Genomic DNA, 13,628 nt, shown 5'->3' with positions numbered 1-13,628 from the left:
CAGATCCAGTCGAGCCAACAGATCCAGTTGAGCCAACAGATCCAGTCGAGCCAACCAATTTAGCTGTTAATGGCGATTTTGAAAGTTGGACTGATGCAAAACCCACTGGTTGGACACTCATTGATAGTGGAATAGAAGTGCTGCAAGATAGTACTATTTTTAAAACTGGTTTAAATTCTGTAGCGATTACAGTTAATACCGGCACTCAAGGTGATACCGATTTCCGTCAAAGCGTCAATGTGGTAGCGGGTAAAACATATACCCTCTCTATGTCTATTTATCACACCGAAGGCTTCCAGAAAGCTCGCATTTATCTAGCTACTTATAAAGGCTATTCAGATAAGAATCTCATTAATCAATGGCAAGAAGTTAGCGAAGAATATACTGCTACTGAAACTAAGGATATTGAAATTGGTGCGCGTTTTTACGATGATGGTGATTTTGATGGTTCTGAAATTGTTTATATTGATAATTTGACCTTCACGGAGAAGGCTGGAACTACCCCAACAGATCCAGTTGAACCTACCGATCCAGTTACTACGATCCCTGTTGTTGCTCTTACCCCAGCTGAGATAGCGACATATTATAGTGCTGCAACGGACAAAACCGCTTTTGAGTTAAAAACTGCGCTTTATAATATCATTAAGGATCATACTGCGAAAAGCTACGGTGATTTATGGACCTTTATGAGTACTTACTCATTAGATATATATTATGAACAGGATGGTTCTATCTTAGATATGTACTCTGAAAACTCCTCTGCTTCAGATAGTTACAACTTCACGCCGGTAACTAAGCAATGCGGTAATTACAGCAGTGAAGGCGACTGTTATAACCGCGAACACTCTTTCCCAAAAAGCTGGTTTGACGATGCTTCTCCTATGTATACCGATGTTCATCATATTTTCGCAACTGATGGTAAGGTAAACAGTTACCGTAGTAACTATCCGTATGGTGAGGTTGGCACGGCCACTACCACATCAACAAACGGAAGCAAATTAGGTCCAGCAAGATCTGGCCTAGGCTATACAGGAACTGTCTTTGAACCGATCGATGAATTTAAAGGCGATTTTGCAAGAGCCCATTTTTATATGGCAACGCGTTATCAAGATATCGCAGGCTCATGGGCGCTCAACTCGGACAACGCTAATGCCGTGTTAGATGGTAGCGGTGATCAGGTGTTTGAACCTTGGGTCATTGCTATGTTAAAAACCTGGAGCACAAATGATCCGGTAAGCCAGAAAGAGATTGATCGTAATAATGCAGCAGCTCAGTATCAGGGTAACCGTAACCCTTTTGTTGATCATCCTGAATATGTAAATGAAATTTGGGCTGATTAATAGAGTCGGATAAAACATTGCCTTTTGCCTCAACAGGTAAAAGGCAATATTCACTACACCATTTCAATATTTATGATAGAAATAGCAAATCAGATCTAAAAAATAATATCAGCCCCCTTTTATGGAAAAAATCCCTTACTTCTTTACCTGTATTTATTTAAGTCGCTCACTTTAAAAAGCGTTACAATAGATTTTTTATTATTAGCTAATTGAGTTTATGACCCAACCTATTATTTGTCGCATCGCGCTGGCGATCCCACTGCATAAACAGTTCGATTATTTACTGCCCGGTTATCTGCTTAAAACAGATATAAATAACCTGGTTGGCTGTCGTGTGCGTGTTCCTTTTGGTGGAAAAAGGCAGATGATCGGGGTAATTTGCGAAGTGAACCCTCACTGCGATTATGCATTGGATAAGTTAAAAAATATCACCCAGTTAATTGATCAGACACCGTTATTAGATGGCAACCTCTGGTCGCTTTTGCGCTGGGCTGCTTTTTATTACCAGCACCCTTTTGGAGATGTATTTCAGCAGGCGATTCCAAGCCTATTGCGCCAGGGTAAAGAAGCAAACTTCAAGGGCTGTGAACATTGGCAACTGTCGGGAAACGACTTTAATTTAGATGATTTTAAAAACGCGAAAAAACAGCAACAGGCTCTCTCTTTGTTACAAGCATCTGCATTAGCTACAGAGCAGTTAAAAGCGCAGGATGTTAGCCGCCCGACACTGAAAACATTACAAGAAAAAGGTTTAATCGAAGCAGTTGAGTTACAACCAGATTGCAATCTAAACTGGTCAGACTCCTTTTCAGAAAGCACACAAAAACCAACATTAACTGCCGAACAGGCGATTGCGATTACCAGCGTTACCCAGCAAACTGATGCATTTAACTGTTTTTTATTGGAAGGTATTACTGGCAGTGGTAAAACCGAGGTTTATCTCAATATATTAAAACCTATTCTGCAAGCAGGTAAGCAAATATTAGTGATAGTGCCGGAAATTGGTTTGACCCCGCAAACCGTACAACGTTTTCAGGCGCGCTTTAATGTGCCCACTTACCTAAAGCACTCCGGGTTAAACTCGCGTGAACAGTTAGATACCTGGTTACATGCCAAGCAAGGTAGCGGAGCAATTATTATCGGCACGCGCAGTGCCGTTTTTAGTGATTTTAAAAACTTAGGGTTAATCATTATTGATGAAGAGCACGATGGCTCTTTTAAGCAGCAGGATGGTTTTCGTTATCATGCCCGGGACTTTGCCATAAAACGCGCATTTCAACAAAAGATCCCGATTGTTTTAGGCTCAGCAACCCCCTCTCTGGAAACCCTGCATAATGCCCTGCAGGGAAAATATCAGCACCTGCATCTCACGCAGCGTGCAGGTAATGCCAAACCACCGGCCAGCAGTTTGATTAATTTAGCCGGCTTACCGCTTAAATCAGGTTTATCACCACAACTGATTGAACTGATGGGAAAACACCTCGCTAAAAATAACCAGGTAATTCTGTTTTTAAATCGCCGCGGCTATGCACCAGTGTTGATGTGCCATGAATGTGGATGGCTGGTGAAATGCCCCCGCTGTGATGCATTTTATACATACCATAAATCCGCAAATTATCTGCATTGTCATCACTGTACCTCTACCCTGCCAGTACCTCATCAATGCCATGATTGTGGTTCAACGCAGTTAATCTCAACCGGGGTGGGCACAGAGCAGCTAGAAGAGACACTGAATACACTTTTCCCCGATCACCCGACGGTGCGAATTGATCGTGATAATACCCGTAAAAAAGAGAGCTTTAATCAGTATTTAAATGACATTAACAAGGGGAAATACAAGATTCTGCTCGGCACACAGATGCTTGCCAAGGGGCATCATTTTCCAGACGTTACTTTAGTGGCATTAATTGATGTTGATGGCGCACTCTTTTGTAATGATTACCGTGCCAGTGAACGATTAGCGCAGCTATTTACACAAGTAGCAGGCCGCGCGGGACGAGAAGAGAAAAAAGGGCAAGTTGTTTTACAAACGCACCATCCAGAGCACAGTTTACTGCAGGATCTTATCAATAATGGTTATTTGGAGTTTTCCAGAAATGCACTGCAGGAGCGAGTTTTAGCACAATTACCACCCAGTTCATTTCAAGCATTACTGCGCTGCGAATCCGATAATGCCACTCAAGCGGAGAACTTTCTCGGTTTGTGCAAACAGATACTGGCGCAGATCACTGCGGCGAATAAGATAAGCGAACGACTGCTTATTTTAGGGCCGATTCCCGCATCAATGGAGCGACGGGCGGGTAAATACCGCTTTCAACTACTGTTACAAAGTGAGCAACGCGCTTTGATTACGCAAACCCTGCAGCAGGCACTCAGCGATTTTGATAATCTCCCCGAAGGCCGTAAAGTGAGATGGTCGATAGACGTTGATCCTATCGATTTTGTATAAACTAGCCGAGTTGGTCGGTTTATTTATCAAAAGATCTGCCTTTACAGCCCTTTGCATAATGTTAATTGCCAGAAAAAGCATCAGACTCGAATCTAAGAACAAAGGCCTGTTATTCGCCCTATACTCCGCAAAGTAAAACTAATAAACTAAAGCGCTTACCCTAACCAAACAATAGGTTAAGGTTATTGGCATATACGCACACTTATAGTAAGGGATAGCATTCTTCATGGACACCTTTGTTCGATTCATCAAACTGTTAACTGCCTTAGGTTTGCTTGCCTTGGCTGCCGCCATCGTATTTTTTGCCTCTGAAATTCGCCAGTTTCGTCAGCAATTACCGGCACTACTTGAACAAATTGATGATACTGCTCAACGAGTCTCGCCGATTATCAATGAGGTTGCCGAGCTGAAACAGTTTGTACCGCAAATTATTGAACAAAGTAAAGGTTACCAGCAGCTGATACCTGAGGTATTAGCCAGAGTTGATATGATTAATCAGCAGGTGCCGATTATTATCAATGAAGTCTCAACGGTCACTCAATCTATTGAACCAATTTTAAAGCAGTCTGATGAGTGGCGAGCCGAGCTTCCGGCGCTGTTAAAGTTAGTTGATGAAACCAATCAAACTGTGCGCAGTACCAATAAAACAATAGCGGGTACTAACCAACAAATTGCTAATGCATTACCGCAAATCCCGTTGATCTTGGCTGAAAGTGAAGCATTGCGTATTGAGGTTCCAGAAATAATCGCTAAGGCGGAAGCGTTAGTGGGGCAGGCCGAACAAGTGGGCAAAGATGCGAGCAAAGGCATGCTAACTGGGTTTGTTGGCGGGATCCTTCATTCACCATTTGAATTGATAGGAAAAATCGGCAAAGACACGACCGAAATATTGCGCCTAAAGGATGCCAACAGCCTCTCGAACAAAGACCGGAAATTATATGGCGAAGCAATGGCGCGTTTAATGGAAAAACCTAAAATTGGCGCTAAACAGTCTTGGAGTAATGGTAAGTCGGGCAATAAGGGGATTATCACTATTAGCGAAGTGGCTCAACAAGGGAAAAATAAGTGCTACCAATTTGTTAGTGATTTCACCATCGCTAACGGAGATGACCAAGGCCACCATGAACTGACCACAGAGGCCTGCAGTAATGAGCATGCTAATGAGGGTAATGAGGGCCAGATCTTTAATTTTGGTAATGAGGACCAGATCTTTAATTTTGAATTTTGAATTTTCAGAAAACAGATAAAATCCACAGGCTCAAAATTAAAGACCTGCTCAGAATAACACGGGAAAAAGCGAGCGCGGGTATAACTTAAATTTTCACTGCTTGAGTCGCAATGGAATCCATACATAGCTTGGGGGCGTTTCCGTGTTAGCTTTCTAAGGCGCAAAGGGCACAAACCGACTTAGAACTTTTGCACTATTTGTCTGTTGAGATTACCCCATTTACGCTCGCTTTCTCCCAAGAGCGAGCAAAACAGACATTTTCCGTTGATGGAGTTTCAATGAATAACAATTCAACATCTGCATATTGTGCTGCCGTAGTTATGTCTAGATCTAATATGAGTTAGAACAGTGAGCAATGCAGAAGGTAATACCTGATCCCAAAATCACTTTCATCTTCAGCGCTTTATTTTTTTGTGTGATAAAATAGTGTCGTTTTCAATACCCAGCTGCTTTTAAAAGTCGTACATGGTGTTACTGTTTAGATCAAAGGAAGTTCACCAGTGAAATGTAATTTATTATTAGAATGGATCTAAAATGCTTGATCTAGATAACCGTACTCTACTAGTTGTAACGGCCCTGGTCTCGATTGGTTCTGCTGTGGCTTTGGTTTCTCTGTGGCGATCCCAGTCTCGGCGTAACGGCGCGGGTTTTTGGGCTTCGGGTATGTCCTGTGTTGCCGCCGCCAGTGTCTTAATCTCTGGGCGTGGAAATATTCCCGATTTCATCTCACTGGTTGTTGCTAATTCACTTTATGTGATCGGGTTTCTGCTTATCTTACGGGGAATTCGTGTTTTTACGAGTCGCCCTCCATTGTTGTTTCTTGATTTGGGGCTTCCCCCCATAACCGTCTCGCTTTTCTACTATTTTAACTATGTCGATCAAAATCTGAATATCAGAATAGTCGTCCTTTCCACCGCGTTCGTAATGATCTGCTTTGCCATTGTTCTAACCTTGGTACGTGATAAAAATACACCTTGGCGAACCGCTGGATTCGCCGTGGCTACTATTTACGGTTTGTTTGGTGTTTCTCATGGGGCACGGGGAGTAATAGCACTGCTGTCCCCATTCGAACATTCTTTTATGTATCCAAGCATTTCGTCGTCGTTAGTCTTTCTGGGGGGAATATTTATCCTGGGGGGAAGTACGATAACGCTTATCTTGCTGACTCACGCAGCCTTGGAATCGGAACTTCGAATTGTTTCCCTTGCAGTTAACCAGTCAGCTTCATCGATAATTATTACCGATACAAGCGGATCTATTGGATACGTCAATCCGGCCTTTACGGAAAAAACGGGGTATTCCTCGGAAGAACTCATTGGAAAAAATCCTCGTATTTTGCGTTCTGGCGAAACGAACCCTAAAGAGTACGCTGCTCTTTGGAATGCGCTGTCTGCTGGGGATACTTGGCGGGGGGAGTTTCATAACCGTAAAAAGAATGGTGAACTTTTTTGGGAGATTGCATCGATAGCACCAGTCAAACAAAGGAATGGAAAGATTAGCCATTATGTTGCGGTTAAAGAAGATATCACCGCCCTGAAGAATGCCGAGGAACGCATCCTCCATATGGCTAATCATGATGTTCTAACAGGACTACCTATGCGGCGGCTTTCTATGGATCGTCTGGTGAGCGCCTTGAAGATCGCGAGGCGGAACAAAACAAAGGTGGCAGTTCTGTTTGTTGATATTGATGGCTTTAAGACGGTTAATGATACTCTCGGGCATGATGCGGGTGATCATGTTCTAAAGGAAACGGCAGCTCGGCTTTGTTCCAGTGTTCGGGAGGTGGATACGGTCGCGCGTGTTGGCGGTGACGAATTCTGGATTCTACTTACGGACGTCCTCGACAAAGACTGTATTACGACTGTAGCGGAAAAGGTGATTAAAGCAGTGGCAGCTCCCTATAAACTTGAGAGCGTGGAGGTCAAAATTGGTGCCAGCGTTGGTATTGCTTTATATCCTGACCATGGAGTAAGTCCTCAGGAATTAGTCAAATTGGCAGACCAAGCGATGTACGAAATAAAACGCCAAGGAAAAAATAATTATGCCTTCGCAGATGCTATTACCGCACCGAATTTTACCGACATTATGTAACAACATATTGCATTAAACGCCAATTGAAGTGGCTAAGTAAATTTGTCTTCCTTTGAGAGGCATCATATAAAAATATAAGGCGCGATGCTCCGAAGCGCCTTATATTCCTCAATACAAAACAGAATCAATCGTCATCTATTTGTAGCATCATCTAAAAGTTTTTGTCCCCAAGCGCTCGGCAAAGAAATGCATAACTAATCATCTTTTCTTAATTTCTTGAACGAAAAAGGTAGATCGTACTATGCTCGTTTATTCCCGAAAGCGAGCATAGAAGTGGCCAAATAAATTTGGTCACTATTTTTATTTTGTAAGGCGCAATGGGGGCGAAAGCGCGTTAGCTCAAGCGCATGACTATTCAGGTAGACGTTACTGTGCTAAAGAACTTCGATTTTGTAAGCCATTGGAATTGAAAGCAACGCAATTATTGGACATTTAGATCAGCTTAATTGATCACTTATTTAGTATGATTGCTATAAATTGGCCTGGTGTGATCAGCATTACCACGCTGAGCGTGGGAACGAGACTCAAAAAAGATGCAAAAAAGGGAAGCTGAGCTTCCCTTGGGGATTTAATAAAACAAAGTACGGGTTAGCGTGTTGCCAGTTTCCAAGTCTTAAAACCACCGCTTAAATTTTTCACTTTATAACCTAAGTTAGTTAATAAACGTGATGCCACATGACCGCGTAAACCGACTTGACAGTAAATTAAGATCTCTTTACTTTTATCAAGCTTAGCCAAGTTAGCACGCAACTCATCCACAGGGATATTAACAGCCCCGTGGATCATGCCCATATTATCCACTTCAAATTCAGTGCGAACATCCACTAGTATTTGTTTATCAGAAAGCGACTCAAGCTCTTCACTATGGAAAACAACCTCATCACCTTTCATCACATTAGATGCCACTAAACCCGCTTGGTTAACAACATCTCGGGCTGAGCCAAATGGTGGTGCATAACATAATTCTAAATCCTGCAGATCATAAACCGTTAAACCGGCACGCTGGGCAACAGAGATAATATCAATACGTTTATCAATACCGTCTTTACCAACCGCTTGTGCGCCTAATATCAGACCTGTTTCAGGATTAAACAGTAGTTTTAAGGTCACCGGATGCGCGCCAGGATAGTAACCAGCATGGCTTGCTGCATGCACATAGATTTTCTGATATGGCATTGCTTTACGTAGCAGTGTTTTTTCATTTAAACCAGTCGATGCAACCGCCAGATCAAATACTTTACAAATTGCCGTACCTTGGGTTTTTTTATACGTTTCCTTTGATCCAAAAATATTATTGGCTGCTAAACGTCCCTGACGGTTTGCAGGACCTGCTAATGGCGCTAATATCGCATCACCAGTTACAAATTCAGGATCTTCAATTGCATCACCTACCGCAAAAATTGCATCATCACTGGTCTGCATAAACTCATTCACTTTTATGCCACCTAGTTCGCCAATCTCTAAACCCGCTTGTTTTGCTAACGAAGTTTCCGGTTTAACCCCTACCGCCATAATTAACAGGTTAGTCTCTAAAAGCGAACCATCATTAAGTATTAATGTTAGTGATTTATCAGCTCCATCAGATGGGGCAACTTCCTGTAATGCTTTACCTAATTTTAATTCTACTTCATGCTGCTCAAGCTCATCATGCAAGGCATTAGCAATTTCGATATCAACAGGTGCCATCACTTGTGGTCCAAGTTCAACTATCGTTACCTTAATATTACGGTGACGCAGTGCTTCCGCCATCTCTAAACCGATAAAACCTCCACCACACACAGTTGCATGTTGCGGTTTATTAACTTCAATCGATGCAATAATCGCATCCATATCCGGCACATTACGTAATGTGTAGGTTAAATTGTTACGAATACCTGAAATTGGCGGTACAAATGGGCCTGCTCCCGGGCTTAAAATCAATGCGTCATAAGATTCTGTGTACTCTTTCTTAGTAGCAAGATCACGAACAATTACCGTTTGCGCTTGTTTATCTATTGATAAAACCTCATTCTGAACACGAATATCGACATTAAAGCGGTTTTTAAAACTTTCCGGTGTTTGTAATAACAACTTCTCTCTTAACTCAATTTCACCACCAATATGATATGGCAGGCCACAGTTAGCAAATGAGATATGCGGACCACGCTCAAATACAATAATTTCAGCATGCTCATCTAAACGTCGTGCCCTGGCTGCTGCCGATGCGCCGCCTGCAACACCGCCAATAATTAATATTTTTTTAGACATTGTTTTCCCCAAAGATTGTTACAAAAATATAAGGATCAAATAAAAATTGAAAATAGTAAAAACCAGTAACAATAATAGACTGTTACAGGGTTTTATTTATAAGTCGTAGAGAAGATATTATTTGTCTGAGTCAGATGACGCAGATTGACATCCGCATTTTTTCAAAAAAAACAGCGCAGGGCAGATCCCGGTAAAAGCACTCTGCAGCAAATTAGCGCCAACAAACACGGTTAACCACATAAATGCGGGGTGAACAAACTGCGTTAGTACCACTGAGAGTAATACCATTGATCCAGCTAACACTTTAATACCATTTTCAATTGTCATTTTTTACTGCCTTAAAAATTATGATTGATATATGAATCATATAATAACAACTAAATTAGCGATGTCTAATAAATATTACACTAAATTAGATTGATAAATATCATTACTATCTGTAATATGCTCAATATTCAAATTGAGGGTGAAAAATGAACAATAAATTAGCAACAATCCATGACAAAGCAGCTGAAGTCAGTGAACTACTAAAATTAATGGCCCACGCAGATCGTATGGTTGTTTTATGCTTATTATCGACAGGTGAAATGGGCGTTTCTGAATTGCGCGAACATACTCAATTAAGTCAGTCAGCATTCTCTCAACACCTTGGTGTATTAAGAAAACATGAGCTGGTGAAAATAAGAAAAGAATCTCAGCAGGTATTCTATTCATTAGCAGATGGTCGAGTAAGTTTATTACTGGGCGCCCTACAGCAAGCTTTCTGTCCAGCAGAAGCCGCTGATAAATAGATACAAGAGCGCTTGATAAGTCAATCAAGCAGCACCCATTTTCATTAACTTTTGGAGTCCGCTATGGAAAACTTTACCCCGTGGTCAGCATTAGCGGGTGGCGCTTTGTTAGGTCTGTCAGCCAGTTTACTGATGTTATTTGCAGGCAAAATTGCTGGCATCAGTGGCATTATTGGCGGTTTATTAACCCCGCAGAAAGGTGAATTCAAATGGCGGCTTGCTTTTGCTGTCGGTATGGTTATCAGCCTGTTTATTTTAATACCATTTGCAATTGAACTACCTGAACTTGTCAACCAGCCTCCCGTATACATCGTTATTGCGGGGATATTAGTTGGCTTTGGTACTCGCCTCGCTAACGGCTGCACCAGTGGTCACGGTATTATCGGCATGGGCCGTTTTTCTAAGCGCTCCGTTGTTGCAACTTGTGTATTTATGACAGTCGCGGCATTTGTGGTATTGCTTCGCCAACAGTTTGGAGCTTTGTAATGTTAAAAGTAATTATCGCTTTAATTTCAGGCATCTTATTCGGTGCAGGCATGATTATCTCAGGTATGGTCTCCCCGACTAAAGTGATTGGCTTTTTAAATATTACCGGCAACTGGGATCCTAGCCTGGCTTTTGTGATGGGCGGCGCACTGGCGGTATTTACCCCTTTCTACCATCTGCTGATTAAAAAACGCAGCCATGCAATAAACGGTGAAAAATTCAGTTGCACAAGCAATACTAAAATTGATGGTCAATTAATCTCTGGTGCGGCTATTTTTGGCGCTGGTTGGGGAGTTGCAGGTTTTTGCCCAGGTCCGGCAATGGCAAGTCTTGCTGGTGGCTCATTAACTATTTTTATCTTTATATTAAGTATGCTGGCAGGCATTATCTTTGCTAAACAATATTTGCAAGGGCGTTTACCATTACCTTTTATGGGGCAACGCAAAAAAACTTGTACTATTTAAGTCATATTATCGAACCTTAATAAATTAGCTATCATAAGAATTGACTCAATAAGTAATTTGATAGCTATTACCTTTTTCCTATTTTCACTTCCCTTCTCTTTAAAATAAAAAAAATTACTCAATATTATTACCGTTTATCCTAGCTGATAGAGGGAAAAGAAATTATTCTTTCTAATGAGAAATCAGCACTAACAGTGCCATAAGCTTTACTGCTAAGCCGCTGAAAATTGCAGAAAACTGCATTTTTCAGCTGCTATATTAGATCTTTTTATAAACGCCTTACATCAGAAACATCTTTTAACTGTTTTAACTTGGTTAATAGTTTACTGATCTCTTCACTGTTATAAACTTCTAAGTTCATATCAATAATTGCAGATTGGTTTTTAATATTAGACATAGTATTAAGTCCCAATACATTTGCTTTTTCATTGGATAGTAGCGTTGTAATATCTTTTAATAATCCACTGCGATCCAGTGCTTCAACACGCAGCGTTAATGAATAACCTGAAGAGTGAGACTCCCCCCATGAAGCTTCAATAATTCGCTCAGGATGCGCATCGCGCAGATCCGCAAGTTGCTCACACTGCTTACGATGCACAGAAATTCCACGCCCTTGAGTTATATAACCTTCTATAGCCTCTCCCGGAATAGGCTGACAGCATCGCGCAATAGTGTGCATTAAATTACCCACGCCATCGATAATGATATTGTTGCCGACCGCTTTAGGTGTAAAACTATTTTTACGTTTCTCCAAGGCCTCAAGAGCGGCTAAGTCCTGCTGCTCCAATGTTTGCTGGTGATGGTGATTATCTAAAAAATGTACTAACTGGTTGATACGCAGATCACCATTACCTACCCCTGCAAAAATATCATCATCAGAGCTGACATTAAAACGTTCAATCGCAGGTGATACATCACTCAATTTCAGTTTTACTTTGCTTAGTTCAACTTCTAAGAGTTCTCGTCCGGCCTGCACATTTTTATCACGATCCTGTTTTCTAAACCAAGTTGCGACTTTATGTCTTGCACGCGGAGCATTGATATAGCCTAAATTTGGATTGAGCCAGTCTCGACTCGGGTTAGCTTCTTTTTGAGTTAGAATTTCAACTTGATCACCCGTTTTTAACTGATAAGTAAACGGCACAATATGGTTTGCTATTTTTGCGCCAATACAACGATGTCCAACCTGGCTATGAATATAATAAGCAAAATCAAGTGGTGTTGCCCCGGCTGGCAGATCAACAACCTCCCCTTTTGGGGTAAACACATACACGCGGTCATCAAATACCTGGCTGCGCACTTCATCAACCAAGTTATCAGTATCAGAAATATCTTCCTGCCATGCCAGAAGTTTACGTAGCCAAGCGATTTTCTCTTCATATCCCCCTGCGGCTTTACCACCAGCTGTGCCTTCTTTATATTTCCAATGTGCCGCCACACCCAGCTCTGCATCATCATGCATCTGTTGCGTACGGATTTGCACTTCAATCGCTTTACCTTCCGCCCCTAAAACAACGGTATGAATTGATTGATAGCCGTTAGGCTTAGGGTTGGCAATATAATCATCAAACTCACTTGGAATATGACGCCACTGGGTATGAATTGCACCTAATGCCGCATAACAATCCTGCAGTTTTTCAACCACAACACGCACTGCGCGCACATCATAAAGATCTTCAAACTGCAGATCTTTTTTCTGCATTTTCCGATAAATACTGTAGATATGTTTCGGGCGGCCATAAGCAGTGCCATTTACCTGCATCTCTTTAAGTGAATTTTTTACACAAGCAACAAACTCTTGAATATAATTTTCACGGTCGATACGTTTTTCATCGAGTTGTCTGGCTATTTTTTTATAGATTTCAGGCTGCAGGTAACGAAAGGAAAGATCTTCTAATTCCCACTTTAACTGGCCAATACCTAAGCGATTTGCAAGTGGCGCATAAATTGATGCTATTTCACGTGCCACCAGGACCTTTTTCTCATCATCTGCTCCTTTAACCTGGCGCAGAAAACAGATCCGCTCTGCAAGTTTAATCACCACCGCGCGCACATCTTCAACCATTGCCAATAACATATGACGCAAGTTATCCACTTGTGAGGCACTGATTTTTGATGAGCCCTGATTTTGCAGAGCACGAATACCTTCCATATCCGTAGCGCCCTTAACCAGTTTGGAGATGCGTTTAACCCACAATTGATCCACTTGCTCTTGGGTTAATATTTTATGATCCAGTAACGGAAAGATTAACGCGGCATTTAAGGTATCCATATCCATATTCAGGGTCACTAGAATTTCCACCATCTCGGTGCCCAGTTCTAATAAGGGTAATTGCTCAGGTTGCACGCATAAAGCAATAATCTTTTCATAATTATCTAATAAGTTTTTTTGATCCGAGTCACTTAACCCTAAGGTAGTCACCCACTTTTTAGGATCTTTTTGCGCTGTTTGGTAAAAATGCGTATCGCGAACTGAAACCATAAAAAAACTCCAAAACAAAAACAAAAACAAATACGATTAAAAGAAAAACG

General features: G+C 41.6%; 10 protein-coding genes. 7 read left to right on the top strand and 3 right to left on the bottom strand.

The window, feature by feature from the left end; genetic code table 11:
* From AC4GME_RS01530 to AC4GME_RS01515, 4 genes are all read left to right on the top strand, one after another.
* On the top strand, positions 1 to 1,340 hold a 1,340-nt coding region (locus AC4GME_RS01530; RefSeq protein ID WP_490378928.1), incomplete at its 5' end, for an endonuclease.
* A 217-nt stretch (positions 1,341 to 1,557) separates the two neighbouring features.
* On the top strand, positions 1,558 to 3,789 hold the full coding sequence (gene priA, locus AC4GME_RS01525; RefSeq protein ID WP_490378927.1) for a primosomal protein N': 2,232 nt from the start codon (positions 1,558 to 1,560) through the stop codon (positions 3,787 to 3,789).
* Between the two features lie 226 nt (positions 3,790 to 4,015).
* The gene (locus tag AC4GME_RS01520) at positions 4,016 to 5,017 is read left to right on the top strand and encodes a hypothetical protein (protein WP_490378110.1); all 1,002 of its coding nucleotides are present in this window, start codon (positions 4,016 to 4,018) and stop codon (positions 5,015 to 5,017) included.
* A 534-nt stretch (positions 5,018 to 5,551) separates the two neighbouring features.
* Positions 5,552 to 7,108 (top strand): diguanylate cyclase domain-containing protein, encoded by a 1,557-nt coding sequence (locus AC4GME_RS01515; protein ID WP_490378926.1) that lies wholly within the window; start codon positions 5,552 to 5,554, stop codon positions 7,106 to 7,108.
* 588 nt (positions 7,109 to 7,696) lie between these two features.
* Here the strand turns inward: AC4GME_RS01515 and AC4GME_RS01510 are convergent.
* Both AC4GME_RS01510 and AC4GME_RS01505 read right to left on the bottom strand, forming a co-directional pair.
* A complete protein-coding gene (locus AC4GME_RS01510) occupies positions 7,697 to 9,355 on the bottom strand; it encodes an FAD-dependent oxidoreductase (RefSeq protein WP_490378375.1) in 1,659 nt (552 codons plus the stop codon).
* A gap of 117 nt (positions 9,356 to 9,472) precedes the next feature.
* Positions 9,473 to 9,682, bottom strand: a complete 210-nt coding sequence (locus AC4GME_RS01505) for a YgaP family membrane protein (protein WP_490378925.1) — start codon at positions 9,680 to 9,682, stop codon at positions 9,473 to 9,475.
* 146 nt (positions 9,683 to 9,828) lie between these two features.
* Between AC4GME_RS01505 and AC4GME_RS01500 the strand changes: the two genes are divergently transcribed.
* The 3 genes from AC4GME_RS01500 (at position 9,829) to AC4GME_RS01490 (ending at position 11,096) form a co-directional block, all read left to right on the top strand.
* Entirely contained in the window at positions 9,829 to 10,146 is a 318-nt protein-coding gene (locus AC4GME_RS01500) for an ArsR/SmtB family transcription factor (protein WP_490378924.1), read from the top strand.
* Positions 10,147 to 10,209: 63 nt separating this feature from the next.
* Positions 10,210 to 10,632 (top strand): YeeE/YedE family protein, encoded by a 423-nt coding sequence (locus tag AC4GME_RS01495; protein WP_490378923.1) that lies wholly within the window; start codon positions 10,210 to 10,212, stop codon positions 10,630 to 10,632.
* Positions 10,632 to 11,096 carry a DUF6691 family protein gene (locus tag AC4GME_RS01490; RefSeq protein WP_490378922.1) on the top strand — a complete coding sequence of 155 codons (465 nt, stop codon included), beginning with the start codon at positions 10,632 to 10,634 and terminating at the stop codon, positions 11,094 to 11,096. Before AC4GME_RS01495 ends, AC4GME_RS01490 begins: the two co-directional genes overlap by 1 nt.
* A gap of 268 nt (positions 11,097 to 11,364) precedes the next feature.
* Here the strand turns inward: AC4GME_RS01490 and relA are convergent, their stop codons facing one another.
* On the bottom strand, positions 11,365 to 13,578 hold the full coding sequence (gene relA, locus AC4GME_RS01485) for a GTP diphosphokinase (RefSeq protein ID WP_490378495.1): 2,214 nt from the start codon (positions 13,576 to 13,578) through the stop codon (positions 11,365 to 11,367).
* Positions 13,579 to 13,628 lie beyond the last annotated feature (50 nt).

This window comes from Psychromonas sp. (genome assembly GCF_983033635.1).
The sequence above is the reverse complement of the archived record's forward strand: the minus strand, read 5'-3'. Positions and strand labels throughout refer to the sequence as shown.

Excerpts from the sequence above, each read along its gene's own strand:
- priA (WP_490378927.1), top strand. The coding sequence starts at position 1,558 with ATGACCCAACCTATTATTTGTCGCATCGCGCTGGCGATCCCACTGCAT.
- AC4GME_RS01520 (WP_490378110.1), top strand. The coding sequence starts at position 4,016 with ATGGACACCTTTGTTCGATTCATCAAACTGTTAACTGCCTTAGGTTTG.
- AC4GME_RS01515 (WP_490378926.1), top strand. The coding sequence starts at position 5,552 with ATGCTTGATCTAGATAACCGTACTCTACTAGTTGTAACGGCCCTGGTC.
- AC4GME_RS01510 (WP_490378375.1), bottom strand. The coding sequence starts at position 9,355 with ATGTCTAAAAAAATATTAATTATTGGCGGTGTTGCAGGCGGCGCATCG.
- AC4GME_RS01505 (WP_490378925.1), bottom strand. The coding sequence starts at position 9,682 with ATGACAATTGAAAATGGTATTAAAGTGTTAGCTGGATCAATGGTATTA.
- AC4GME_RS01500 (WP_490378924.1), top strand. The coding sequence starts at position 9,829 with ATGAACAATAAATTAGCAACAATCCATGACAAAGCAGCTGAAGTCAGT.
- AC4GME_RS01495 (WP_490378923.1), top strand. The coding sequence starts at position 10,210 with ATGGAAAACTTTACCCCGTGGTCAGCATTAGCGGGTGGCGCTTTGTTA.
- AC4GME_RS01490 (WP_490378922.1), top strand. The coding sequence starts at position 10,632 with ATGTTAAAAGTAATTATCGCTTTAATTTCAGGCATCTTATTCGGTGCA.
- relA (WP_490378495.1), bottom strand. The coding sequence starts at position 13,578 with ATGGTTTCAGTTCGCGATACGCATTTTTACCAAACAGCGCAAAAAGAT.